18 protein-coding genes are annotated in these 25,505 nt (G+C 55.1%); 11 read left to right on the top strand and 7 right to left on the bottom strand.

Annotated elements, in window-relative coordinates; genetic code table 11:
* Window positions 1-18: 18 nt before the first annotated feature.
* Entirely contained in the window at window positions 19-2,433 is a 2,415-nt protein-coding gene (locus JMJ04_RS18070) for an aldehyde dehydrogenase family protein (protein ID WP_201371838.1), read from the top strand.
* Between the two features lie 78 nt (window positions 2,434-2,511).
* Here the strand turns inward: JMJ04_RS18070 and JMJ04_RS18075 are convergent, their stop codons facing one another.
* The 3 genes from JMJ04_RS18075 to JMJ04_RS48715 all read right to left on the bottom strand — a co-directional run bounded on the left by JMJ04_RS18075 (window position 2,512) and on the right by JMJ04_RS48715 (window position 4,732).
* Window positions 2,512-4,032, bottom strand: coding sequence for a PDC sensor domain-containing protein (locus JMJ04_RS18075; protein WP_201371839.1), 1,521 nt, complete (start codon window positions 4,030-4,032; stop codon window positions 2,512-2,514).
* A gap of 83 nt (window positions 4,033-4,115) precedes the next feature.
* Window positions 4,116-4,313, bottom strand: coding sequence for a hypothetical protein (locus JMJ04_RS18080; protein ID WP_201372400.1), 198 nt, complete (start codon window positions 4,311-4,313; stop codon window positions 4,116-4,118).
* Window positions 4,289-4,732 carry a DUF4388 domain-containing protein gene (locus JMJ04_RS48715; RefSeq protein ID WP_201371840.1) on the bottom strand — a complete coding sequence of 148 codons (444 nt, stop codon included), beginning with the start codon at window positions 4,730-4,732 and terminating at the stop codon, window positions 4,289-4,291. Before JMJ04_RS48715 ends, JMJ04_RS18080 begins: the two co-directional genes overlap by 25 nt.
* A 640-nt stretch (window positions 4,733-5,372) precedes the next feature.
* Here JMJ04_RS48715 and JMJ04_RS18090 point away from each other — a divergent pair.
* From JMJ04_RS18090 to JMJ04_RS18105, 4 genes are all read left to right on the top strand, one after another.
* The gene (locus JMJ04_RS18090) at window positions 5,373-6,128 is read left to right on the top strand and encodes an RNA polymerase sigma factor (RefSeq protein ID WP_201371841.1); all 756 of its coding nucleotides are present in this window, start codon (window positions 5,373-5,375) and stop codon (window positions 6,126-6,128) included.
* A gap of 424 nt (window positions 6,129-6,552) precedes the next feature.
* Complete coding sequence (locus JMJ04_RS18095; RefSeq protein WP_201371842.1) at window positions 6,553-7,365, top strand: anti-sigma factor; 813 nt, start codon at window positions 6,553-6,555, stop codon at window positions 7,363-7,365.
* Window positions 7,366-7,610: 245 nt separating this feature from the next.
* Window positions 7,611-10,616: a CHAT domain-containing protein gene (locus tag JMJ04_RS18100; protein ID WP_201371843.1), complete on the top strand. Its 3,006-nt coding sequence runs from the start codon at window positions 7,611-7,613 to the stop codon at window positions 10,614-10,616.
* 75 nt (window positions 10,617-10,691) lie between these two features.
* Window positions 10,692-11,996, top strand: coding sequence for a formimidoylglutamate deiminase (locus JMJ04_RS18105; protein ID WP_236038174.1), 1,305 nt, complete (start codon window positions 10,692-10,694; stop codon window positions 11,994-11,996).
* Between the two features lie 60 nt (window positions 11,997-12,056).
* On the opposite strand, the gene JMJ04_RS46590 is transcribed toward JMJ04_RS18105, so the two are convergent.
* Together JMJ04_RS46590 and JMJ04_RS18110 are read right to left on the bottom strand one after the other, a co-directional pair.
* On the bottom strand, window positions 12,057-13,292 hold the full coding sequence (locus JMJ04_RS46590; RefSeq protein WP_236038061.1) for a S41 family peptidase: 1,236 nt from the start codon (window positions 13,290-13,292) through the stop codon (window positions 12,057-12,059).
* Window positions 13,193-15,412 (bottom strand): S41 family peptidase, encoded by a 2,220-nt coding sequence (locus tag JMJ04_RS18110; protein ID WP_236038062.1) that lies wholly within the window; start codon window positions 15,410-15,412, stop codon window positions 13,193-13,195. Before JMJ04_RS18110 ends, JMJ04_RS46590 begins: the two co-directional genes overlap by 100 nt.
* Window positions 15,413-15,695: 283 nt before the next feature.
* Between JMJ04_RS18110 and JMJ04_RS18115 the strand changes: the two genes are divergently transcribed.
* The 6 genes from JMJ04_RS18115 to pyrF all read left to right on the top strand — a co-directional run bounded on the left by JMJ04_RS18115 (window position 15,696) and on the right by pyrF (window position 24,271).
* Window positions 15,696-16,397, top strand: coding sequence for an FKBP-type peptidyl-prolyl cis-trans isomerase (locus JMJ04_RS18115; protein WP_201371845.1), 702 nt, complete (start codon window positions 15,696-15,698; stop codon window positions 16,395-16,397).
* A gap of 686 nt (window positions 16,398-17,083) precedes the next feature.
* Window positions 17,084-18,079: an aspartate carbamoyltransferase gene (gene pyrB / locus JMJ04_RS18120; RefSeq protein WP_201371846.1), complete on the top strand. Its 996-nt coding sequence runs from the start codon at window positions 17,084-17,086 to the stop codon at window positions 18,077-18,079.
* 45 nt (window positions 18,080-18,124) lie between these two features.
* Window positions 18,125-19,264, top strand: coding sequence for a glutamine-hydrolyzing carbamoyl-phosphate synthase small subunit (carA, locus tag JMJ04_RS18125; protein ID WP_201371847.1), 1,140 nt, complete (start codon window positions 18,125-18,127; stop codon window positions 19,262-19,264).
* A complete protein-coding gene (carB, locus tag JMJ04_RS18130) occupies window positions 19,265-22,480 on the top strand; it encodes a carbamoyl-phosphate synthase (glutamine-hydrolyzing) large subunit (RefSeq protein WP_201371848.1) in 3,216 nt (1,071 codons plus the stop codon).
* Window positions 22,481-22,646: 166 nt separating this feature from the next.
* Entirely contained in the window at window positions 22,647-23,309 is a 663-nt protein-coding gene (locus tag JMJ04_RS18135) for a phosphoribosyltransferase family protein (RefSeq protein ID WP_201371849.1), read from the top strand.
* Window positions 23,310-23,431: 122 nt separating this feature from the next.
* Window positions 23,432-24,271, top strand: a complete 840-nt coding sequence (gene pyrF / locus JMJ04_RS18140; RefSeq protein WP_201371850.1) for an orotidine-5'-phosphate decarboxylase — start codon at window positions 23,432-23,434, stop codon at window positions 24,269-24,271.
* A 103-nt stretch (window positions 24,272-24,374) separates the two neighbouring features.
* On the opposite strand, the gene JMJ04_RS18145 is transcribed toward pyrF, so the two are convergent.
* Entirely contained in the window at window positions 24,375-24,764 is a 390-nt protein-coding gene (locus JMJ04_RS18145) for a MazG nucleotide pyrophosphohydrolase domain-containing protein (RefSeq protein ID WP_201371851.1), read from the bottom strand.
* Window positions 24,765-24,922: 158 nt separating this feature from the next.
* A complete protein-coding gene (locus JMJ04_RS18150) occupies window positions 24,923-25,492 on the bottom strand; it encodes a putative glycolipid-binding domain-containing protein (RefSeq protein ID WP_201371852.1) in 570 nt (189 codons plus the stop codon).
* Window positions 25,493-25,505 lie beyond the last annotated feature (13 nt).

Here is a 25,505-nt window from a genome sequence, read left to right on the forward strand (position 1 = left end):
TCCGGGGGAGTTGTAGGCATGAATGTAATGGAATTATTTGAGACAATGGAGTACGGTCCCGCGCCAGAGGCTGCCAACACTGTCCAGACCTGGCTCAAGGAGCATGAGCGCTTCGGGCTGTTTATTGAGAACCAGTGGATCGAGCCAGCAAGTGGGCAATACATGGAGAGCACGAACCCTGCCAATGGCAAGGCCTTGGTGCAGGTTGCCTCCGCCAGTAGTGCCGACGTGGATGCCGCAGTATCCGCGGCGCGTAAAGCGTTCAAAACATGGAGCAAGACCCCAGATCATGTACGTGCGCGCTATATGTATGCCCTGGCGCGCCAGATTCAGAAGCATGCGCGCTTCCTATCGGTCCTGGAGTCGCTGGACAACGGGAAATCTATCCGCGAGACGCGCGATATTGACATCCCTCTGGTGGCACGCCACTTCTATTATCACGCTGGCTGGGCGCAGTTGATGAAGCGAGAGCTGCCGGGTTATGAGCCTGTAGGAGTTGTGGGACAGATCATTCCCTGGAACTTTCCTCTCTTAATGCTGGCCTGGAAGATTGCTCCAGCCATTGCTATGGGCAATACGGTGGTCTTAAAGCCAGCGCGCTATACTCCTCTGACGGCCCTCAAGTTCGCTGAGATCGTGCAGGAGGCTGGTCTGCCGGCGGGCGTGATTAATATTGTCACTGGCGAGGCGTCGCAGGTAGGCGATGCACTGGTGAAGCATCCTGACGTCAACAAAATTGCCTTTACGGGTTCAACCGAGGTGGGGCGCAGCATCCGCCGCTCGACGGCTGGCTCGGGGAAGAAGCTATCGCTTGAACTGGGTGGAAAATCCCCCTTTATCGTCTTTGATGACGCTGACCTGGATAGCGTCGTCGAGGGCGTGGTAGACGCCATCTGGTTTAACCAGGGCCAGGTCTGTTGCGCGGGATCGCGCCTGCTGGTGCAGGAGAACGTCGCAGAGCGCCTGCTTAATAAGCTACGCGCACGTATGGAAAGGCTGCGTGTGGGTGATCCGCTGGACAAGGGTATCGATATTGGCGCGATTGTCTCGCCTTCGCAGTTGCAGGAGATCGAGCGCCTGGTCGCGCAGGGCGAGGCCGAGGGAGCCGAGAAATGGCAGCCCTCCTGGGCTTGTCCAAACGAAGGCTCGTTCTTCCCGCCCACGCTCTTCACCAATGTCTCTCCAGCTTCCAGCATTGCCCAGGTCGAGATCTTCGGCCCGGTCCTGGTTGCCATGACCTTCCGTACGCCTGCTGAGGCGGCCCAGCTAGCTAATAACACACGCTATGGCCTGGCAGCAAGCATCTGGAGCGATAATATCAACCTGGCCCTGGATACCGCGCCAAAAATTCAGGCTGGAAGCGTCTGGATCAACTGCACCAACGTCTTCGATGCCTCCAGTGGCTTTGGCGGCTATCGGGAGAGCGGCTATGGTCGTGAGGGTGGTAAAGAGGGCCTGTATGAGTATGTGCATCCCAGTTGGGAGGCAAGCCAGGTTCCCGAGAAATCTCCGCGCACCAGGCCACAAGGTGTCACCGAAAACGAGGAAGTCGCGAATACATCAGAAGAGGCGGAGTTCGCTCTTCCCGCCATTGATCGCACGCCCAAGCTGTTTATCGGTGGCAAGCAGGTGCGTCCAGACTCGGGGTATAGCCTGAGCGTCAAGGGCGCTGATGGCAAGCCGCTTGGGGAAGTTGGTGAGGGAAATCGCAAGGATATTCGTAACGCTGTAGAGGCGGCGCATGCCGCGAGTAAATGGGCGAACGCTACTCCTCACAACCGGGCGCAAATCCTGTACTATATCGCCGAGAACCTGGCTGTACGCGAAGAAGAGTTCGCGCGGCGCATTATGCAGCAAACGGGTCGGGGGCGAAAAGAGGCGCTGCAAGAGGTGCATACCACGCTCTCACGCCTGTTTAGCTACGCGGCCTGGACGGATAAGTTTGAAGGAGTGATTCACCGCCCGCCCATGCGTGGCGTGACGCTGGCGATGCACGAACCTATCGGGGTTATAGGCGTCGTGGCACCCGACGAATACCCTTTACTGGGCTTCATCTCGCTGGTGGCGCCAGTGATTGCCATGGGGAATACAGTAGTTGCCATTCCCTCACCAACGGCGCCTCTTAGCGCTACGGACTGCTATCAGATCTTTGAGACATCGGATCTGCCCGCCGGGGTCGTCAATATTGTGACAGGCGAGCGCGAGGGATTAGCCAAAGTTCTGGCCGAGCATGAGGATGTCGATGCACTCTGGTACTTTGGTTCTGCCAGAGGTGCAAAGATGGTAGAGGAGGGTTCGGCGAGCAACATGAAGCGTACCTGGGTCAACTATGGGCGGCAGCGGGACTGGCTGGACCCCATCCAGGGCGAGGGCGAAGAGTTCTTGCGAGCCTCAGTCCAGGTGAAGAACATCTGGGTACCCTACGGCGAATAAAGTCGTTCAATACATACCACTTAGATAGTATGGTGCATCATGGCAACCTGAGGTTGCCATGATGCACCATACTATCTCTTACCCCACTACTGCGCGAAGCTGATCGACAACCTCTTCCAGCTGGGCTGCAGCATCGGTTGCCGAGGTGGCGCCAGAAGCAAGCTGCTCGGTCACCTGGTTAGTAACTTTGAGCGCGGTTGCTAGCTTTTTATTGCTCTCGTTCTGATACTGCGCGGCATTCTCGATATACTTGGCCCCATTTTGCACATGCTCGACAGCTTGCAGGAGCTTCTGTCTATCAAGCTGGTTTATATTCTGGCCAAGGTTTTTGCCCACTGCTGCGAGCTGGGCCGCGGCTGAGTTAATGGCCTCGGTGTAGTACTGAACGGATTGCAGGCCGATCTGTGAAGACTCAACCACCCACATCTGCTCGGTCGAGGCATCACGCTGACGCGATGCCAGGCTGTTCAGGGCATCGCTGCTATCACGCAGGGCATTGACCGCTTGCAGGATCGGCCGGGTCAGGCTGCGGCCAGCCACAAGACCAATGATAGCGACAAGACCGGACATGATGAGGGCCACAAGTAGCGTCACTTCAAGCTGCTGTTGTGCGACTGCATTGACCGTGCTGAGTGGGCTGAGCACATAGTATTTCCAGGGGACATTGCCAACGTTGGCTTGTACGATCTGATAGCTCTCATTTTGCTCGGCAGGTTGCGTTTGATAAGAAACTGGCGATTTCGTATCTTTCAGGTGTTGGGCGAGCGTTGCATCTTTTTTCACTGGAATACCGTTAGGACCGTAGCGCTGCTCATCACTGACTTGTTGTTGTACGTCTGACGGTAGGTCCTGTACAGCTTTAAAGATACGATTTTGCTCGGTATCTGCGATGCGCACGCCATCTTCATTCAGGATAAAGGCGTAGCTATTTTTTCCATTTTGCGTATCACCCTTTACAATACCCCAGATATAATCCAGGTCCAGGGTGACGCGAATGAAGCCAATGAGTGTATTGGTTGGTTTGCCTTCTGGAGTGAGAGCCGCGACTGGCGAGTAAATATCTACTGTAGCTTTTTGCTGATCTGGATTATAGTAAACCGTTGAAATGATGGTTTGATTAGTAAATACCGTGTCCTGGTAGCGTTGTGGAACGAGGATGTTTCCGTGAAGGGCTGGTTTTTGTGTTGTAGGATAGGCCAGGCGAAGTTTGCCCTGACGATCATACAACTGCCAGGTAGTGTAGTTTGGATCGCGATACATACCAGCAGCCAACGCGAAGATGGTGTGCTTGGTTTGATCCGCATAGGTTGGATCGGTGGGTGGTGTGAGGAGATATTGTTGGACGGTGGGAACCTGGGTGATGGTTTTTGCGTCGAGCACACGCTCCTTGAAATAGGTATCGATCAGTTGGACACGTGTTTGGGCATCGCTCTGCATGGCTTTATTAGCCTGATCTGATAGAATCGGTTGGGTACGCCATTCGATTACAAATAAGGTGATGACAAGCGGAAGAATCGTGGCGAGCACCAATCCTAGCGAGATACGTAGAGGCAATGAGATGAGGCGACGTTGCCTATTGTTGTAATTTGATCCAGGCATAGCGCATTCTAATCCTTAAGAATAAAAGTCCCTTACTAATTGGAACTAATGCTACGAGAGTGTTGGCTCCAATAGTTAAGAATCTAACGAACGATCCCAATATATTCAAGATCGCGAATGAGTTGTTGTGTTTCGTCTTGTGAACGACCCATCAAACGTGCAAGTTCGGCGCTATTTCGATTTCCATCGATGAGAAGGAGAAGACGTCGATGATTGCGCGATAGGCCAGACTGTTCGATGAGCCGAAGACTATCGTTCATCTCATGAATGCGTTGAGGCACAAGCTGCCCGCTTGTGGGGGGGCGTACCTGGGTAGCGGCCCGCTACCACCAGTATAAGGCGGTAGTAGGCCACTACCACTAGCATAAGAAGGCGGTGCTTGATTTGGTGAAAGCTGCCTCAGCGCTGGCAGAGATGGATTGGTAACGGTTGTTTGAGGCCCAGTTGCGCGATCGGTGTCGAAAGGGACAAACGTAAAAAAACAGGATTTCCAGGTAGCAAATAGGCTGATGGCCTGTTGATCGCGTAGATGGCCTAGACGGGCCTGCGAGATCTGCCCTCGGAAAAAGGTTATTTCGCCTTCCTCCGAGGCGGGGCCAGACTCTTTTTGTACGGTGAGAAGTCCTGTCTTGCGGCCTAATTGAATGACTTGAATAACGTTATTTAGGTTGTCGGTATGTGTTCCGCGTCGTGGGGTCATATTCAAACATCCATTGGTTGATCAGGTTGCACAAGAGATACAAGAGAGCTTTAATCCTGCAAAAAGAGCAAGAGAGGCTCTAAGTCTTCGTTCTCTTATGTGGGCATACCAAGCATATCACAAAATGTGCACAAATTGAAAACCCCCCCGCGGGAGTAGCCGAAACTCCTATTCATTCTGCCTGAAGAGTCGCTTTCTCTGGTTACGCATCATGTCTTACCTGATATAAACGAATTCAATTAGCGATTTTTACACATATCTATTGGCGTTTTTGTGAAGTTATCTATTCTTAGCATCCTGGCTCCAGGGCTATTTATTCTCTTCTGCTTCTTGGCTCGACTCGCTACGCGAGCCTCGGGTAAGGCATGTGTGTGGAAAACGGCAAAGCCGTTTTCCACACACATGCCTTACCCCTGAGCACCGTAGGCGCGCAGGACCCCATATTTTCGAGGATTAAATAGCTCTGTCCTGGCTCGAAGGAACTAGCACTTTGTCAGTGAAACATGCGATAATAAACAAAACCAGTGCTGTGAGTTCGTGCTGCAAGAGTAGAGCACGAGGCACGACCTTAAAGCCCAGAATTGCTGTCTTAACGTGTTGGGGAAATTGTTTCATAGATTGGAAGTAGGGGGCATTGTTGATGGAGTCTCTAAACCTCTCCCAATTTTCTCGTCAGGACCCGGAGAAGAGAGGAGTGGGTGACAGCGCCCAACCACCGGAGCAACTAGCAGTTGGAGACCTTGCGCGCTGTTGCGCTGAGGAAACAACAAAATTTCTTAAACAGAGTACCTCGAATGACCGCTTTTGCCTTGAATTGTTTCGGCGTGCGATTATCAGGCGCGATGAGGCCGCCTGGCAGCACATATATCAGCAATATGCGCCGCTGGTACTGACATGGGTGACACAGCATCAAAGCGCGGTGCAACTGCTTGGGCAAGAAGGAGGAGCGTCCCTGGTGAACGCGGCTTTTGCCAAATTCTCTCAGGCACTGACACCAGCCAAAATCGGTAACTTTGATTCTTTGGCGTCTGTATTAAAATATCTAAAAATGTGTGTACATAGCGTGGTCGCCGACGAGGTACGCGCGCGCCAGGCTCGACAGTACGAGGAGACGCTTGAGGCGGTGGAGCATGAGCCATCAGGCAGTGATCCAGCCGATGATGTCGTTGCTCAGTTGTCAGCGCAGCGTCTCTGGGCGATTATCCAGGAAGAGTTGAACGGTGAGGACGAACGGGTCTTATTGTACCTGGCATATGTGCAGGGGATGAAGCCGGGCGAAATTTGCGTGCAGTATCGTCACCTCTTTCCCACCGTCGATGATGTGTACCGCATAAAGCGCAATGTACTGGAGCGCTTACGGCGTAATCGGCGTTTGCGCAATCTCTTCCGGCAATAGCGCCTGGAAAAGTGAATCTGGTGATAGAGGCAAGGGAGCAGGGAAATAAAGAGGAAACGCGCTAAAAAGGCGGCGTGCTTCGTTTACTTATAAAGAACAAGGGAGAGTTTATGACCGTCGAGCCTATCCTGCTTTGGAAGTGGCGGTCCAAAATGTGGCATTTCTTAATCTGCCGAGAAGATCTTATTCCGAAACCCATCCCCATTCGGGGGACAAGCCTTCACTGGCGTGTCTAGCGCTTTCCCCATTTGGGGACAAGCGCGCTCAGGGTTTTCGGAGAAGAAGAATAGATAGAGAAGCGTTACTCGTAGCCTGGTCGCTCTGAGCGTTCACGAATGTCGTATTGGTTGCAGCATGAGCATAGCGCCATTCGCCAGCTAGGAGTGGCGCCTGGAAAAATCTTAGAGGGATCGAGGGGGCACTCATGGAGTGTTATGAACCGGGTGCGATTCGTGATGAGGAGATAATCGCATACCTTGCGGGCGAGAAGGTAAGACCAGCGGTGAAAGACCATATGGAGCGCTGCGCGAGTTGCGCGCAGCGCTTTGGGGCCTATCAACGCCTGGAGCATGTCTTAATGCAGAAGCTCTATCGCTGGGATTGCCCTTCTAACCAGATGTTAGGTGAATATCAACTGGGACTATGTAGTGCTGAGGACGAGGCGCTGATCAAGACCCATCTGAGCGCATGTGTGTTGTGTTCCGCGGAAGTAGAGACGCTCTCTGCCTTCATGGCGCGCGAGGATCTATTTACCAACCCGGTGGTGGTCCCAGCCATTGTGGGCAATCATCGCACCTCAGCAGAGGAGGAGCAACACTCAGTACTTGAGCGCCTGCTCGAGCCTGTACAGGCGGGTGTGCGGCGCCTAGTAGCTACGTTGGTTCCCATGCAGCCCGCGCTCTACAGTGTTCGTGGAACCGCCTCTGCCTGGCCGCGCCGCTATATCGCTGAAGATATCAGCATTTCGCTTCAGCTTGAGCGGGGGAGTCAGGAGAGTGGTGGTGCGCAACTGGTAGGGTTTGTGACGCGCAAGGGAGCGACATTGCCAACCTTACAGGGAACGCCAGTTGTATTACTTGCACGCGATGGGAAGAGCTCGTATACGCAACATATTGACGACCTGGGCAACTTTATCTTTACCGCACTTATCCCTAATACCTATACACTAGAGCTGCGTTTTCCGGAAACCTGTGTGATCATTGAAGAGGTCGCCGTTGCCCTGGACGAGGATGGTTAGAGCGCCTGGTCGATGGGTGTGAGCCGTTTTTTGGGTTTGAGAGATCTAGAGAGGCGCCATAAAAGCAGGAGTCGAAGATGGCTCCTGTTGATTGTGATTCCTTTTGGGTGGTTTTTGGGGCCTCTAGAACGTTTGTAAGTATAAGCATCAGGAGGAGGCTGGGAGGGCCAGGAAGTATGTATATGTATATGTAGTTGGTGGCAGAAGAGCGACTTCTACCAAAGGATTGTGTAAAAATACAAGCTATGACTGCTCAGGAACTTGCTGCGACACTGCTGAAGGCGAGCGAAGAGCAAGGGCCGAAATTACTACATCTCTACGTTCCTCATCTCACAGCCGCGGAACTCAATACGCTGGTCCATCGCCTGAAACGTGAAGCGGATCGTTATTGGAACAGTAACGTTGAGCTCTCGTTTCGGCTCTCTGGCTACCTCCTGCTCATAGGCGACCTTACCAAAGATAGTTATTACCACGCGCTAGGTCTGTGGGCGCGTGGCGATGCACTGCGCCGTATGGAGCGCGATCAAGAAGCATTGCCTTTTCTCGATGCGGCGGGAGAGGATTTTCTCGCGTTGGGCGACGAGGTGAGCTGGGCGCGGACGCGCATCGGGCGTATTAATGCTTGCCTACATCTCAACCGCATGACGGAGGCGCTTCGTGATGTAGCCGCGGCGCGTGATATCTTTGTGCGGCATGGCAAGCTGGTGCGGGCGGGTCAGATAGATGTGAATGCCGCCATTATCAACTTTGAGCTGGGCCAGTATGACGCAGCCCTGCGCGCATTTGACCGCGCGATTGAAACCTATCAAATGTGTAACGAGGATGTTGAGCTGTATATCGCGCGCGCGCGTGGTAATAAAGCCCTGGCCCTGGCCGCTCAAGGTCGCTTTCGCGAGGCTGTCGAGATGCACAAGCAGGCACGGGAGACCTTTGAGCGCTACGGCCCGAGCGAGGAGATCTCGCTTGCACGTGAGGATCTCAACATCGCCGAGATTTACGCGTCCCAGGGCCACTATAGCCAGGCATTGCTGCTCTACAACCAGTGCCGGGAGACCTTTGAGCGCCACCAGATGCTCGAATCGCGGGCCGAAGCCACACACCAGATGTGCGTCTGCTTGTTGCGCTTAAACCGTTCTCGCGAAGCCTACGAACTGGCGGCCGAGGTCGTGGCCTTTTTTCGCGCCACTTCGGCGCAACGCGATAACCTGGCGCGAGCCTTGATGCGCCAGGCCAGTGCCGCGATCCTGATGCGGCGCCACCATGAGGCCGACGAGTTGCTGCGCGAAGCAAGTGATTTGCTGGCTGAGGGTGGCTTTGTACGCCTGTCGGCCATGGCGCGTTTGCGCCGGGCTGATCTCTATTACGCCAATGGAGAGCTGGAAAAGAGTCTGCGCGAGGTGGAGTATGTCGCGGACGTCTTCGCGGATCAAGAGGATTTGCCTAACCTGGCGTGGTCGATGTTATTGCAGGCCTATATCGCCGAGGCCGAGCGCCAACTCGACACGGCCGAACGTTTAAGCCATTATGCCCTGGATATCGCCATGGCTCAGGAGATGCTGGAACTCCAGTATCTCTGCTATGATCTCCTGGGACACCTGGCTGAGCTACATGGTGCTATCGACCAGGCCATGCAATACTATGATCGCGCCATTCAGGGGATTGACGAAGTGCAGAGTCGCCTGGTGCTGGAGGAGCGCGTAAGCTTTTTGGAGGGGAAGGGCGAGCTCTATAGGCGTGCGATGCTGCTGGCCTTGCAGGGGCGAGATGTCCCTAGAGCACTGACGTATGTTGAGAAGGCCAAGTCGCGCGCCCTGGGTGATTACTTGCGCAACAACATTGATATCAAGTTTACCGCAAGGGACCGCCTGAGTGGGAGGCAGCTCGAAGACCTGGAGCGCTTACGCGAAGAGCAGGCCTGGTATAGCTCGATTGTCTATGGTACCGAGGGCGATGTTAATCTTAGTGATACCGCAATACGTCGCATACAGAGCATCGATCCTGCCCAGGCTCGTAAAGAAATGCTGCAACGCGAGCGGCGCATTGAGCACCTGCTCGAACAGGTGCAGTTGCGCTCGATGAGCGATGTTATCGCGCAGCCGCAAAAGCAGTGGACGAACTCGCTCGTCACGCAGTTGGGACCAAAAATACTTTCGCAAACGCTGATCCTGGAATACTACCTGGCGGGGCAGGATCTCTACATTTTTTGCCTCACCCGCGAAGGGATTGTCGTCAGGTGCCTTCTGGGTGCCGTCACGCGCCTGGAGCGCCTCCTGGCATTGTTACGCACCAACTTTGACCTGGTGGCTCGCACTGTGGGCACACCAGAGCAGGCGAGTGTGTGCGAGGAGTTGCAAGAGAATTGCCTGGGCCTGTTGCAGCGGCTCTATGATATCCTCTTACGCCCCGTAGAGGGGGCGCTTCATGCCTGTCGTCACCTCGTGGTGGTGCCCTACGGCATGTTGCATTATCTCCCCTTTCACGCCCTCCTGGACGACGAGCGCTTTGTCGTGGAGCGCGTTGAGGTATCATACCTCCCCTCGGTCTCGCTCTGGGATGTCTGTCGACAGCGGGGGCTGAACACACAGGTGCGCTCTGAGGCCCTTACCAGGGCCATGGTGCTGGGCTTCTCAGAGAACGGCTGGCTTCCGCAGGCTGTGCATGAGGCCGAGGTCGTTGCACAATTGTTGGGGACCCGGCCAGCGGTACATGAGCAGGCGACCACGACGCTCTTGCAGCAGCGTGGAGCTAAGAGTCCCCTGGTGCATATCGCCGCGCATGGCCTCTTCCGCCTGGACGCACCCAATTTCTCCTCTATTCGCCTGGCTGATCGCCAGTTGAGCACGATTGAGGCCTTCAACCTCGATCTCTCCTCCTGCTCGCTTGTGGTGCTTAGCGCCTGTGAGACTGGCCGCGCCGTGATTGGGGGTGTTGACGAAGTCATCGGGTTGGGGCGTGGCTTTCTGTATGCGGGCGCCGCCTCGCTCCTGCCCACCTTCTGGAAGGTTGAGGATGCCAGCAGCGCCGAACTGATGGAACTCTTTTATCGGGTGCTCTTGCGTGGTGAGCGCAAGGTAAGTGCCCTGGCACAGGCTCAGCGCGATTTTATCACGCAAATGCGCGCCTCAGAGCGTCCCTACCGGGCGCATCCCTACTTCTGGGCGGCATTTCATTTGATTGGAGATGCCGGTCCCCTGGTCTCGCCACGCATGGTAGAATGGGACAGGCGGGAATCGTCGCTTAGTGAGCGCTAGCAGCTAGCGTCTCCTGCCATGATTACTGCTAGAACATTGCACCAAGACCTATGCGAATTGAGGAATGCCAACGTGATGAAATACCTGGCGCCAGCCTATGTCTATACCCATGAGGGGTTGCAGAAAAATAAGCTCATCGCCATTGATGATGCTGGTTTGATCACGGGAATTATTGATAGTTCACAGGCGGTCGCACATGAGCAGATCGAGCTGCTACCCCAGATGCTTCTCCTGCCCGGTTTTGTGAATGTGCATAGCCATGTATTTCAGCGCCAGTTGCGTGGCCATACGCATCGCCCACTCTCCCGGCAGGATACGTTTTGGACCTGGAGGCGTGCCATGTATGCCGAGGCCCAGCGCCTGACGCCGGAACTTCTCTATGAGGAGGCGCGCCAGACATACAGCGAGATGCTGGCGGCGGGCTATACCAGCGTCGGCGAGTTCCACTATGTGCATCACCAGGTTGATGGCAGGCCCTACGATCGCCCGAATGCCATGTCTGAAGCAATCCTACAAGCAGGAAAAGACACAGGGCTGCGCGTGGTACTCTTAATGACCGCCTATGCACGCGGCGGCTTTCAGCAGGCATTGGAGGCGGGGCAACGGCGCTTCTGCGACGCTACGGTAGAACAGTACTTGGCGCGCGTTGAAGCGCTGCGTCAGCAGGGATACCAGGTCGGGGTTGCGCCCCACTCGGTCCGGGCCGTGCCGGGGGAGTGGTTTCACGCCATTGCTGCGTATAGTCGTGAGCATAGCCTGCCGTTACATGTACATGCTGACGAGCAGGTGGCTGAGATCGAGCAATGTCGTACTGCACATGGCTGTCGCCCAATCGAGCTTTTAGAACGCTACGAAGCCCTCTCACCTCGAACGACGATCGTTCATGCCACCCATGCCACCGAGCACGAGCTTGATATCCTGGCCCAGTATGGCAGCACGGTCTGTGTCTGCCCAACGACCGAGGGCGACCTGGGGGATGGAATCGCCCCCTATGAAGACCTGCGTGCGCGCGAGATTCCCCTTACCATTGGTTCGGATAGTAACACGCGCCTGGACCCTCTAGAGGAGCTGCGCTGGGCCGAATATAGCGCGCGCATGCGTTATCAGCGCCGGCGCGTGCTAGTCGCGGATGAGCTTGCGGCTCCCGGCCCGCTCTTGCTGGACTATGGCACGCGACGTGGGGCCGCCGCCCTGGCAATACAGGCTGGCGAGATCGCTCCCGACCAGGCGGCTGACTTTGTGGCTATTGACCTGGAACATCGGCAGATGCGTGGCTGGAGCGAGGAGGACTTGCTGGATACGCTCTTCTTTGGCGCATCCTCTGAGGTCATTGCACAGACATGGGTACAGGGAGCGTGTGTATATCGGCGTAACGCGTGATAATAAGCAAGAAAGAGCGAGAGGCGCGGCATGTCTGCCGCGCCTCTCGCTCTTTCTTGCTTATTGGGAGGCGCTTTCGATATCGGTACCGCTCTCATCGGGCTTGTTGACCCAGCCACGATAGGGGCGTTTCCCTGGCGTAGGTTCTAGCGTCTTGGCCTCGTGTGCCAGGCGCACGGCCTCGATAATGGCCCTCTCCAGTTGGGGATCGGTGTCATTCATATAGTCTTGAGGTGCGATATCCACCTCGATATCGGGTTCGGTGCCATAGTTCTCAATATCCCAGCCGACATCGGCGAACCAGTTGGCAAACTCGGGCTGTGTTGTGGTGGTGCCGTCGACGAGCTGGTGATTGAGCGTATAGCCTACAACTCCGCCCCAGGTACGTGTCCCGATCAGGGGACCCAGTTGCAGGAGCTTGAAGCTATGGCTAAAAATGTCCCCATCGGAGCCGGCGTGCTCATTGGTCAAAGAGACCATGGGGCCGCGTGGTGACTCCTTCGGGTAGGGCATTGGCTTGCCCCAGCGTGAGAACTTATAGCCAATACGGCGGCGCGAGAGCTTTTCCAGGAGCAGGCTGGAGACGTTGCCGCCGCCATTCCAGCGCACATCGATAATCAGGGCAGGATAGTCATATTCGGCCAGAAAGCCGCGGTGGAACTCAGCGAAGCCCTGTGGGCCCATGTTGGGTACATGGATATAGCCGACCAGCCCGTGTGATTTCTCATAGACCACGCGCCGATTTCTGTCCACCCAGTCGCGATAGCGGGCCGCGCTCTCAGTCGCAAGTGAGATGGCATTCACCGTCACAACACGCCTGGTATTGCCTTCGGCGGGTTCAATAATCAGGTTGACCGCGTTGCCGGACTGATTGACGAGTAGTTCTTGGGGACTCAGGCGTGGCCCGACGCGTTGTCCATTGACCGCGATGATCGCGTCTCCAACGGCAACACCAAGACCTGGCTCACTGAGTGGTGAGGTCGCATCTTCATCGGAAGGATCGCCCACGATGATGCGCCCGATGCGATAGCGCTCAGTCGTGGGATCATAGCTCCAATCGACGCCGAGCGATCCCTGGCGGTAGTATTGACCGCGCCGGTATTCGCCACCATATTCAAAGGCGTGAGAGGTCCCCAGCTCGCCCTGTAGCTCATGAATGAGGTCAGAAAGCTCTGAGCGTGACCCCACGCGTTCGATCAGCGGAGCGTAGCGCTGGTAGATGCTCTCCCAGTCCACGCCCGACATATCTTCGGTCCAGAACTGCTCGCGTTGGAGACGCCAGGCTTCGGCAAACATCTGTCTCCACTCAGCGGCAGGGAGCACTGAGACCTTGATGCGGCCCAGATCGATCCAGCCAGTTTCACGTCCGGGAAAATCGCTATCCGAGCGTGGTTTCTCCGCATTGCGTAGCACGCGCAGGCGGGCGCGCGAGCGATAGATGAGCGTATTGTGATCGCGGGAAAGCATGGCTTCATTGACATTATCGAAGGTACGTTCCAGGCGTTGGGTCTCGATATCAAAGCTCTCAATCCAGCCGCGACTCTGCCCTCGGAGAGCGCGCCGGTAAGCGGATGGACCAGGAAGAGCACGCGTCCCCGCATCGCGAGAATACCTGAATAGCGTGCCTCGCCCGTGGGGAAGGCCACGGCGCGATGGGTGATACCATCCAGGTCGATATACACGCGATTGGAAGTGTTAGGAGGCTGTGTAGTCGGAGCTGATTGTGGTTCGGTTCCGTTATTGTCGTCGCTGGCGGCGGGGGCAACTTCAGGCACAAAGCCTGGGCGGCGGCGCAGGTCTTGTGTGAGTCGGGTCTCGGTCACAAAGGGAGAGCGAATATCTTTGCGCAAAGGGACGGCGTAGGGCTGGACCCCACGTGGAAAGCTCCACTCAAACTGTAAGTTATCCGAGATGGGATTAAAGACGCGATAGCCCAGGAAGTAGAGGTAGCGCCCTTCGGGATCAAAGGCTGGGCTAACATCCGCCAGGATAGGTTCGGTCGCGAAATGTGTCTCGCCTGTTTCAAGGTTACCCAGCTTAATGGCGCGTTTCTGGGCACTGCAGGCAAAGCTATAGGCCAGCCAGCGTCCATCTGGCGACCAGGCCAGGTCATAGATGCGGCCATATTCACTATGGTCGAGGACTCCATGTTGCCCTGATGCCAGGTCAACTACAATCAATTCTTGCCGATGATTAGTGATAGCCACAATATTCTCGACCGGGCAGACTGTAAGCTCAATCACGCGCCCAAACTCGATATCGGGCAGGAGCTTGTATTCATTATCGCTTGCCGGATCGATAATCACGAGGGTTTCGCGTCCAGGGGAATCGCAGATGGCGACGAGCCGCCAGCCGTCATTGAGCCACTCAAGAAAGCGATAGCGCACGCCATCCTGGATACCATACTGGATGGATGCTCCCTCCCAATTGCTGAGGCAGAAGGCCTTCCCACGCGTGGTAAGTGCGAGTGCATGCCCCTGGGGGTGGAGCGCGAATGTATCGATATACTGGTCGGCGGACACAAATTTGCGGCTAAGCTGTGTGCGCTGACTTGGTAGGGTCACGGTGAGCTGGCGTACCTGATTAGTCGCTGGATCAAAGACGTAGAGATCGGCGGCCGATTGCAAGACCAGGCGCTCGCCATCGGTGGAGAGGTGACGGGCGTAGAAGGTGTCGAAAAAGGTGTGGCGCGTAAGCTCCTCGCCCAGGGGCGTGCATGAGTAGATGTTGCCTACCCCTTCATGATCAGAGATGAAGTAGATGCGCTTTCCGACCCAGCAGGGATCGGCGACGTTGCCATGAATATTGAGCAGGCGTTGAAAGGTGCCGCTACCTGTAGTATCGCACCATAGGTGGCCTACGGTCCCGCCTCGATAGCGTTTCCAGTAGGCAGGTTCCTCGATATTGCGCCCAATAACAACTCCCCCCTCCGGGCCGTAGGAAATGGCGTTAGCCATGCCAACCGGTAGTTGCTGGGGCGGGCCGCCAGCTGGGCTGATCGCGTAGATGACGGTATATTTTGCCGTGAACTGGCCGGTGCTGCTTGCGTAGAGAATCGCGCCCCCATCGGGCGTCCAGCCAAGGACAGTGCAGGTGCCTCCATCGAAGGTAAGGCGACGCGCGGGACCACCGAGCGCAGGCATGACGTAGACCTCGCCCGGCCCCTCTTCACGTCCAACGAAGGCTAACCAGTTGCCGTCTGGCGAGAAATGGGGATGGCTCACGCGCCCCTGTCCCGCGGTGAGGCGCTCGGCCCGGCCTCCTTCACTGGAGACGAGCCAGAGATCATCCTCAGTCACAAAGACGATATAGTCTTTGTAGATGGTGGGATAGCGGATATATCCCTGCGCTGGAACGTGGGGAATGTATTCAGTTGTGGTGAGCTGTGCTAGCTCTTCTTGTTCGTTTGTTGTCATGATGAAAATGAGTGTGCCTGTATCGCTAGGTTAAAAAAGGTGTTCGCAGTACTAATGATACCAAAGCCTGACAACTTGATGGGTGTGGTTTTTAATTATAGCATACTTCGGAAAAGGGGGCTATGAATTGTAGAGTTAGTAGAGGTAAAAAATATGGTAGAGCCAGAGGGAGTGAAATTTCATATCAATAAGTACTTTCTTGTGTTTCCCTCTTGTCAGATAGAAGAAATAATGGTAACCTCAACCTGCAATTATTCTACACAATACGAGGAGAGAATGTGCTATGTCGCAGACTATACGTCGTGAAAACAATCCAACATCGGGCCGCCCTGGCCAGCGCCAGCAAGAGCGTTTGTATCGCAAGGAGCGCCGTCGGCGCCGTATTCGGATCTGGACCTCCGCGATTGTAGCGGTTGCGTTGATTGTCATTGGTATTTTTGGTGTCTTGCAATATCAGCAATACAATAACCAGTTGGTCGCGACCGCCAATAAGAACGCGACGGCAACCGCGAATGCTAAAAGCACCGCCAGTGTACACGCGACCGCAACAGGTGTTGCAAACGCCGTTATGACTGCGACGGGTGGCTCTCCTACGCCAAGCGCGGGTCCAAGCACACCTCCTCCCGCGGATGACAGCAAAATTGTGAAGCTTCCTGATGGATTGCAATATATCGATGTAAAGACGGGCGACGGGAAAGAAGTGACCAAGGGAAGCACCGTCAATGTAGAGTATACGGGCTGGCTGCAAAAGGATGGCAAAAAGTTTGACAGCTCCTATGATCGCAAGGGCGAACTCTTCAACCTGCAAAACGTTGGACAAGCCCAGGTCATTCAGGGCTGGAACGAGGGCTTGATTGGGATGAAGGCTGGTGGTACGCGCCGCCTGATTATTCCCCCGGCCCTGGCATATGGTGCACAAGGGAGTGACCCTATCCCGGCGAATGCCACCATCATTTTTGATGTGACTGTGGTGACTGTTGCCTAACTTTCTCCTCACTTGACTTTTCGCGCCTATGGCGCTCGCTTTGAAAGAGATATTATGGCCCGGTGGTCTGCCGATGGCGACCACCGGGCCGCACTATTTCTGGTAGGAGGAGGTGGTGTGCCTGAGTACCGCTACTTAGGCACACCACCTCCTCCTACTTATTGAAGAAGAGAGAGGGGGTGTCGATTAGAACATAGTGAGGAGAAGAGCATTGCATTGGCGTGGGGGTGCCAGATCTAATCCCTGGTCTCAGGAGGCAGGCAAAAAAAGCCTTTATTTCCCTTGACTTTTGCAAAATCAGAAGGTATACTTCTAGCAATTTGAGACCAGTTCCCAAAAACATTTACACTGAAAAGGTGCGGTATCGTCATGGCTTCAAACATACTAGGGAGAGCAATGCAAACGGCGACAGTAGCCGGGTATTGGTATTTCCATTGGGAAGTCGATTCCGCCATTGGAAAATTTTCTATTATCTCCTCTCTCCTTTCATTTGGAGGTGAGGAATTTTTTTTGCCCAGAAATACAACCTGACGAGATAAGTTACGGGGAGAGAAGGGGAGGAGCCAGGCGAAGACCATCTTACCGGGCTGGCGATCGGAGAAGGTTTCAATGATGACCTATCAACCGGTTGTGTTTTAACACGCGAAGCGTACAACGTCTGCATACATTAGCTATTAGGGGGATCTATGAGCCAGATTGCTGTTGAGAAGACATATGACACGTTAGCGATGATCAATGGAGATTTCAAGGGCAAGGACATTGTCTCGTTTGATCAGTTCAGTGCCGATGATGTGCGCCGGATCTTTGCCCTGGCGGGTCATATGAAGCAGCTTGTGCTTGGCAAAGAGCCATGCCAGTTGCTCGCGGGTCAGCTTGTCTCGCTGCTCTTCTTCGAGCCTTCGAGTCGTACCTTCGGGTCGTTCGCAGCTGCGGTGAAGCGCCTGGGTGGGCAGACGCTAGAGATCCAGAATCCTGAGACGGTCTCCTCGGTCAACAAAGGGGAGACCTTTGAGGATACGATCCGTGTGTTTGAAGCCTACTCAGATGCTATTGTGCTGCGTCATCCCCGCCCGGGTGCCGCGTTGCGGGCCGCGGAAAGCGCTGAGTTTGTCCCGGTCCTTAATGCTGGCGATGGCAACAACGAGCATCCTACACAGACGGTGCTGGACCTCTATACACTCTATGAGCGCTTCGGCCGCCTGGATAATTTGACAGGCGTTATGGCAGGTGATGCGCTGAACAGTCGGACGATACACTCCCTGATGCGTGGTCTTTCGCTCTTCGAGAATAATACAGTCTATCTGCTCTCTCCCGAGAAGCTGCGTCTCAATCGCGAAGATCTAAACATGTTCCGCTCCCGTAATATTACTATCCATGAAATCACGAGCGAGAGAGATATCCCTAGGGATTGCCAGTACTGGTACTGGACGCGTATTCAAAAAGAGCGCTTTGACTCGCTGACGGAATATAATGAAATGGTCGCACAACGTTTTACGGTTACCCCTGCCTTGCTCGCAGAATATGCCAGCCAGGAGATGATCCTGATGGATCCCCTGCCGCGCATTGGTACAATCGACACAGAGGTCGATAAAGATCACAGAGCTGTGTATCTACGTTCGCAGGTTCGTAATGGCTTGTATACCCGCATGGCGCTGCTGGCCCTCGTTCTGGGCCGCGCTTAAGCGTGGGGACTCTTACTAGTTACACAGATTCTGGAAGGATACCCAATGATGCTGCAAATTGACACTGCTAATAAGCTACTAAAAGATGTTGTGGAGGAGAGTTTGGCGTTTTCGGCAACGACTCGTAAAGGCGTCTTGTTATTAGAAGATGGAACGCGTTTCGAGGGCCTCTCCTTTGGCTACGAGCAGGCGACCGCCGGTGAGGTGGTTTTCTGTACTGGAATGGTGGGCTATCCAGAAGCCCTGACCGATCCCTCGTACACAGGCGAGATCCTCACAATGACATATCCAATTATTGGCAATTATGGCGTGCCCAATGCCGAGCGCTGGGAGGGTGATCGTATCCACGCGGCCGGGCTGATTGTCTCAAATTATATCCCGACGCCCTCTCACTTCGAGAGCACCATGGATTTGAGCACCTGGCTGAAACGTGAGAAGATTCCCGCGCTGGAGATCAAGGACACCCGCCTGCTGACCCAACATATTCGTAAGCATGGCACGATGCTGGCAACAATTATCTTTGATGAGGATATTCCTTTTCATAATCCCTATGTCGATAACCTGGTCGCGCGTGTCTCTACCAGCGAGGTGCGTGAGCATGGCTCAGGCGAAACCACTATCGCCCTTATTGATTGTGGCGCCAAGCACAATATCATCCGCAGCCTGGTGGCGCGAGGTGTACGCGTAGTAGAGGTGCCCTGGGATTACGATCTCTTCGCGGACGACAGGCCCTTCGACTTTGATGGCATCCTGGTCTCCAATGGTCCGGGCGATCCCAAAATGGCTGAGAAAACTATTCAGACGCTGCGCGCCGCGATGGAGCACGAAATTCCAATTATGGGTATCTGTCTGGGACACCAGTTGCTGGCCTTGGCCGCGGGCGGCGATACCTACAAGCTGAAGTTTGGCCATCGCAGTCAGAATCAGCCCTGCCTACTTGCTGGTGAGAAGCGCTGCTACATCACAACGCAGAATCATGGGTTCGCGGTAGGCACGGTTCCAGAAGGGTTTGAACCCTGGTTTATCAACGCGAATGATAATACCAATGAAGGCATGCGCCATCGCTCACTTCCGTTCTTCTCGGTCCAATTCCATCCCGAGTCTACACCGGGACCCATGGATACCGAGTGGCTGTTTGATCTCTTCCTGGAGAAGGTATACGAGGCAAAGGGGGCATTGATCTAAGTGAAGTCGCTAAAGAAAGTGTTGGTGTTGGGAGCGGGTGCGCTCAAGATTGGGCAGGCCGGAGAGTTTGACTACTCCGGCTCTCAGGCCCTCAAAGCTCTTCAAGAGGAAGGCATCTCAACGGTCCTCATCAACCCAAATATCGCAACCATTCAGACCTCGAAGCAAATGGCTGACCAGGTGTATTTCCTGCCCGTGACGCCATTCTTTGTCGAAAAAATCATTGAAAAAGAACGCCCCGATGGCATTCTGCTCTCCTTTGGCGGCCAGACCGCGCTCAACTGTGGTATCGCGCTCCACCAGAACGGTGTGCTGGAGAAATACGGGGTGCAGATCCTGGGTACACCGGTCTCGGCGATTATCCTGACCGAGGATCGCGAGGAGTTCGCGCAACATCTCCGCTCGATCAATATTTCCACGCCCCAGAGCCACGTCGCTGAGACGCTGGACGAGGCCTTGCGCATCGGGCATGAACTTGGCTTCCCACTGATGGTCCGTGCCGGGTATGCTCTGGGTGGACAGGGATCTGGTATCGCGCATAGCGAAGACGAACTGCGCCAGATTGTGGATGGCGCGCTGGCGTTTGCGCCCCAGGTCCTGGTTGAGCAGTATCTGCATCACTTTAAAGAAGTCGAGTACGAAGTCGTGCGCGACGCCTTTGATAACTGCATCACCGTCTGTAATATGGAGAACATGGACCCGTTGGGCATCCATACCGGCGAGTCGGTGGTTATCGCTCCCAGCCAGACGCTGACGAACAGCGAGTATCATACGCTGCGTGCGGCGGCGATCAAGATTGTGCGTAGCCTGGGCATCGTGGGTGAGTGCAATGTACAGTACGCCCTAGATCCCCAAACCTCGCAGTACTACGTAATCGAGGTCAATGCGCGCCTCTCGCGCAGCTCCGCCCTGGCGAGTAAGGCGACTGGGTATCCTCTGGCTTATGTTGCAGCGAAACTGGCGCTGGGTTACTCCCTTACCGAGTTGACGAACAAAGTCACAGGCGTCACCCAGGCCTGTTTTGAGCCGAGCCTGGACTATGTAGTAGTCAAAATTCCACGCTGGGACCTGGAGAAGTTCAAGGGTGTTAGTTGGACCATCGGCACTGGCATGAAGTCGGTAGGCGAGGTCATGGGTATTGGGCGCACCTTTGAAGAGGCCTATCAGAAGGCCATTCGTATGCTGGACCTGGAGCTGGAGGGCGCGACCGCAGAGCAACCTTTCGCCGGCTATACCTCGACGGAAGAGGTGCTCCAGCAGTTCCTGCACCAGCCCACGCATAAACGCATGTTTGCCTTGCCGTTCGCCATGCGCCATGGCTACTCCATTGAGCAGATCCACGATATCACTGGCATCGACCATTGGTTCCTGACGCGCATCTGGAACATTCTCTCGCATGAGGAGAGCCTGCGCCAGACGCATGATCTCTCCGCAGAGATGCTGCGCCGCCTGAAGCAACTGGGTATCTCAGATAAGCGCATTGGGCAGATGGTTGGTAAGGCAGGGCTGGAGATTCGTGAGCTGCGTAAGCAGTACGGTATTGTACCTGCAATTCTCCAGATTGATACCCTGGCGGGCGAGTTCCCTTCGGAGACAAACTATCTCTACATGACCTACAATGCGCAGCATAATGACATTCAGGCTCTGGGCCAGAATGGTGTCGCGGTGCTGGGATCTGGCCCCTACCGCATCGGCTCCTCGGTCGAGTTTGACTGGACCTCGGTAAGCGCCGTCGATGCGCTTAAGAAGTACCAGAAACAATCCATCGTGATTAACTGTAATCCCGAGACTGTCTCGACCGACTATGATACCTCGGATCGCCTCTACTTTGAAGAACTAACCTTCGAGCGTATCGCTGACATCTGCGAGTTTGAGTCGCCCCATGGCATCATTGTCTCAGTGGGCGGACAGACGCCAAACAACCGCGTACAGGCGCTACATCGCTACGGCTTCTCGATTCTGGGCACCAGCGCCGAGAATATCGATGGGGCTGAGAACCGCAACAAGTTTTCATACCTGCTGGACACACTGGGGATTCGCCAGCCGGAGTGGGCATCATTCAGCAGCCTCGAAGAGCTCCGTTCCTTTGTGGAGCGCGTTGGCTATCCCGTCCTGGTTCGCCCCTCCTACGTGCTCTCGGGCAGCGCCATGAACGTCTGCTATAATCAGGAGCAGCTGGAGCGCTATGTAGGCGAGGCCGCGGCCGTCTCGCGTGAGTATCCTGTGACTGTGAGCAGGTTCTTCCAGAAGGTCAAGGAGATTGAGCTGGACGCCGTCGCGCAGCGGGGCGAGGTCAAAGCCTTCGTCATCTCTGAGCATGTTGAGAACGCGGGCGTGCACTCTGGCGATGCAACCATCGTGTTGCCACCACAAACGATCAATGAGGAGACCAAAGCACGTATCGAGAAGGTTGGGCGCGCCATTGCCAAAGCCTTACAGATCACGGGTCCCTTTAACATCCAGTTCCTGGCCAAGGATAACGAGGTCTACGTCATCGAGGCCAATCTGCGTGCCTCGCGCACCTTCCCCTTCATCTCGAAGGTGACCGGTGTCAACATGATTGAGCTGTTCATCGACGCTCTCTTCCAGGAATCTATTCCTGACGTTAGCATGCCGCGCCCGTCCTTTGTCGCGGTGAAGGCGCCGCAGTTCTCTTTCTCGCGCTTGACCGGGGCAGACCCCATTCTGCGCGTCGAGATGGCTTCCACTGGCGAGGTGGCCTGCTTTGGTGACGACCTGGAGGAGGCCTACCTGAAGGCGATCATTGCCACTGGCGGTCGTGTGCCGCAGAAGGGCATCTTTATCAGCCTGGGTGGTGACGACAAGAAGGCCAAGTTCCTCGAAAGTGCGCGCCTGTTCGCGACCCTGGGCATTCCCCTGTACGCGACAGAGAAGACCACAGCCTTCTTGCATACCAACGGCATCGAGGCAACCAGGCTCTACAAGTTACATGAGCAGCAAGAGCCCAGTGTTCTGACCTACTTCCGGGAGAACAAGATCGACCTGGCCATCAACATCGTGGATCGCCATATCATGAAGGATATCGACGATGACTACGCGATGCGTCGCCACGCGATCGATCATAATATCCCACTCTTTACAAAGGTCAAGCAGGCGCGTCTCTTCGCGCGAGCTATTACGCAGAAGCAGTTGGAGACGATTCCGATCAAGTCCTGGAATGAGTACACGGTTGATGAGGCTGTGACTCAGAGCTAGTATTCTAGCCTGAGAGAGTCTCATAGCCGTAGATGATGGGGAGTAGCGATTGTGTGTGTTATCACACAGTCTCTACTCCCTTTCCCTGAGCACAGAAGCGTGCCGTGAATGCAATATTTATTGTGGGCGTAGAGTAGTAAGAGCAAGAACTAGAAGGTGGAATCCCATGAGTAGTGATGCAACATTGATGGAACTCTTTGAGCAGGCAGGCGCGATCATCACAAATAGTCATTTTGTCTATAGTTCGGGGCGCCATAGTTCGGTGTATCTGAATAAAGATGCGCTCTATTTAAGACCAGAGCTGATTTCGTCGCTCTGCGAGCGTATGGGACAGCCCTATGATCCTGAGCAGATCGACGTGGTGGTGGGTCCCGTCATTGGCGCAGTAATTCTCTCGCAGTGGACGGCCTATCATTTGACGAGGCGCAAGCTCTCGGGCGAGACCCGGGCGGTCTTCGCGGAGAAGGGTTCCGATGGCGTAGATAAACAATTTTTCTTTGGCCGTGGCTACGACAAGTTTGTTAAGGGCAGCAATGTCCTGGTGGTAGAGGATATTTTGACCACGGGCGGCTCGGCGCGCCAGACGATTGAGGCGGTGCGCCGCTATGGCGGTAACGTGATCGGCTTGAGCGTGCTGTGCAATCGTGGCAATGTGGGACCTGAACAGGTTGGAGGCGTTCCCATTCATGCGCTAGTCGAACTCCCGCTGCAAACCTATACCGCCGAGGAGTGCCCCTTCTGCCGCGACGGGGTTCCGGTCAACACCGAACTGGGGAAAGGGCGTGCCTTCCTGGCCAAACAGCAAGCCGCCGACGCACAGAAGTTGTAGGGTCCAAGCTGGCTTGGATTTCAAGCGCTGAGGGTGCGGATCTCGTAGGAGCAAGTCTATGCAAGCATGGACCCTATAATAGTATTCGCCGATCAGGTTATTTCATAAAAGGGGACATACAGATGAACTTTGCCGAGAAACTTCTCGCCGCCTCGCGTCGACAGGAAAGCCTGCTCTGTGTTGGACTGGATCCCGATCCTGGACGCCTGCCTGCTTCGCTACGCCAGGAGCCGGTGATGAGTGCAATTGTGCGTTTCTGTCAGGATATTATCGCAGCGACGGCCCCATATGCGTGCGCCTTTAAGCCGAACCTGGCCTTCTTCGAGGTCCTGGGGCCGGCGGGCCTCCAGGCGTTCCAGGAAGTAGTTCAGGCTGTACCTGCGCATATTCCCGTGATCGCGGATGCCAAGCGCGGCGATATCGGCAATACCGCGCGTGCATATGCGAAAACCTTTTTTGAGACCTATGGCTGCGATGCCGTGACGGTCAATCCCTATATGGGCTATGATAGCGTGGCTCCCTTCCTGGAGTATCGCGACAAGGGTACGCTCCTGCTGTGTCGCACCTCCAATCCAGGAGCGCGCGACATGCAGGATTTGCGCGTGCAGGATGAGAGCGGGACGCTACGCCCCCTCTATGAGGTTGTCGCCCAGCGCGTGCAGTCCTGGAATACTGCGGGCAACTGCGGGCTGGTGGTTGGGGCGACCTATCCCGAGGAACTGCGCCAGATTCGCACTATCTGTCCCCAGATGCCGATCCTGATTCCGGGGATTGGTGCCCAGGGAGGCGACCTGGAGGCGGCGGTCCAGGTGGGTGTGGATGCGCAGGGTGAGCTTGCGATTATCTCTTCCTCGCGTGCCATCCTCTACGCTAGCGAGGGCGAGGACTTCGCCCAGGCCGCGGCGGCAGAGGCCCGGCGCGCACGCGATCAGATCAACGCCGCACGCCAGAAGCAGGGTTAGTTGTTTCGGCTCTGACGCCTGACCGGGAGCGCGTGCGGCGCTTCCAAGCATGAGGGAATGGGCATGATTTGTGGGCATTCGCCCACAAATCATGCCCATTCCCTCATGCTTCTTTTTCTGCTTTATACTTCCAGGTACGATGCAGATTCTTGGCCATTTTCTCCAGGTAGGCCTGTTGTAGATCGACGCCGGTATAGTTGGCTAGCTTAAAGATGTAGGCCAGGCAATCGGCTAGCTCCTGGCCCAGATTTTCACGATGGATAGTCAGGGCCTCCTCAAGTGTTTTTACTTCTTGATCCGTGTGGGCAGGATCGATCATGAAATAGACCTGCTTCAGTACCTGCGCGACTTCGCCAATCTCTCCACTTAACATCGTCATGTTTAAGAAGATGTCAGTCGCGAAGCCTTTCTGGGCGTCCAGCCAACGGTGAAAGGCCTGGAAGTCTTCGATGGTATGCATCTCATTGGGAAAGTTTGTTGTCTCGCCTTGCATTTTTTGATCCCTCAAAGGCAACGTGGAGGTTGCCACACTTGCCACAAAATTTTGTAGAGAATGCTGCGTGAGCGTAGTGAGTGTCGCATGATGTTCTGAATGGTCCATGCGATACTTGCTACGCTCATGAATAAAAGACGTCTGATTGGTGATCTCGATTAGCGGACGGTGAGTTGCTCAAAGAGATGTGGATAGTTAATGACGAGGCCGTCATCATCAACCGTGATCTCGGTGCTGAACTCGCTATCCAGTGACTCATAGCGGTAGACGCGCTCGCCTGGAAGATTGCTCAAACAAGTGTAGCGCTGGCGGATGGGTGTGACCTGCATGTCAGGCAAGGCGACATACGCTACCAGAATTTCCTTTGACTCATCGACTGCCAGTTGCAGACGACGAATGGGCAACGTATTGGTAAAAGGGGAGATGGAGATGTCGATATCGATGCAGCCTGCCAGGTCTGGGATGGGTTCTCCTTCTGCAAAGAACCAGTTTCCTTTCCCATCGGCGCACAAGTGGAGGTCAGCCTGCAAGCGTCCCAGAATATCGATATCAAACTGGGTGACTTGCCAGTCGGAGTTACAACGGACAACATAATGGGCGCGTAAGGGCATCCCTTGTTCCATGGTAATGGCCTGCCCATCGGCGAGCACCTCCTCTTCACGAGCATGGAGGAAGAGGTGCTCAAGACCGGGCTGACCGAGATGGGACCATAAAACAGAACGTTTCACGGTAACTCTCCGC

It is taken from the genome of Ktedonobacter robiniae (assembly GCF_016587375.1).
GTDB lineage: Bacteria > Chloroflexota > Ktedonobacteria > Ktedonobacterales > Ktedonobacteraceae > Ktedonobacter > Ktedonobacter robiniae.

Excerpts from the sequence above, each read along its gene's own strand:
- JMJ04_RS18090 (WP_201371841.1), top strand. The coding sequence starts at position 5,373 with ATGGAGTCTCTAAACCTCTCCCAATTTTCTCGTCAGGACCCGGAGAAG.
- JMJ04_RS18100 (WP_201371843.1), top strand. The coding sequence starts at position 7,611 with ATGACTGCTCAGGAACTTGCTGCGACACTGCTGAAGGCGAGCGAAGAG.
- JMJ04_RS18095 (WP_201371842.1), top strand. The coding sequence starts at position 6,553 with ATGGAGTGTTATGAACCGGGTGCGATTCGTGATGAGGAGATAATCGCA.
- JMJ04_RS18070 (WP_201371838.1), top strand. The coding sequence starts at position 19 with ATGAATGTAATGGAATTATTTGAGACAATGGAGTACGGTCCCGCGCCA.
- JMJ04_RS18145 (WP_201371851.1), bottom strand. The coding sequence starts at position 24,764 with ATGCAAGGCGAGACAACAAACTTTCCCAATGAGATGCATACCATCGAA.
- JMJ04_RS18075 (WP_201371839.1), bottom strand. The coding sequence starts at position 4,032 with ATGCCTGGATCAAATTACAACAATAGGCAACGTCGCCTCATCTCATTG.
- JMJ04_RS48715 (WP_201371840.1), bottom strand. The coding sequence starts at position 4,732 with ATGACCCCACGACGCGGAACACATACCGACAACCTAAATAACGTTATT.
- JMJ04_RS18135 (WP_201371849.1), top strand. The coding sequence starts at position 22,647 with ATGAGTAGTGATGCAACATTGATGGAACTCTTTGAGCAGGCAGGCGCG.
- carA (WP_201371847.1), top strand. The coding sequence starts at position 18,125 with ATGATGCTGCAAATTGACACTGCTAATAAGCTACTAAAAGATGTTGTG.
- JMJ04_RS18115 (WP_201371845.1), top strand. The coding sequence starts at position 15,696 with ATGTCGCAGACTATACGTCGTGAAAACAATCCAACATCGGGCCGCCCT.
- pyrF (WP_201371850.1), top strand. The coding sequence starts at position 23,432 with ATGAACTTTGCCGAGAAACTTCTCGCCGCCTCGCGTCGACAGGAAAGC.
- JMJ04_RS46590 (WP_236038061.1), bottom strand. The coding sequence starts at position 13,292 with ATGTTTGCCGAAGCCTGGCGTCTCCAACGCGAGCAGTTCTGGACCGAA.
- JMJ04_RS18105 (WP_236038174.1), top strand. The coding sequence starts at position 10,692 with ATGAAATACCTGGCGCCAGCCTATGTCTATACCCATGAGGGGTTGCAG.
- JMJ04_RS18110 (WP_236038062.1), bottom strand. The coding sequence starts at position 15,412 with ATGACAACAAACGAACAAGAAGAGCTAGCACAGCTCACCACAACTGAA.
- pyrB (WP_201371846.1), top strand. The coding sequence starts at position 17,084 with ATGAGCCAGATTGCTGTTGAGAAGACATATGACACGTTAGCGATGATC.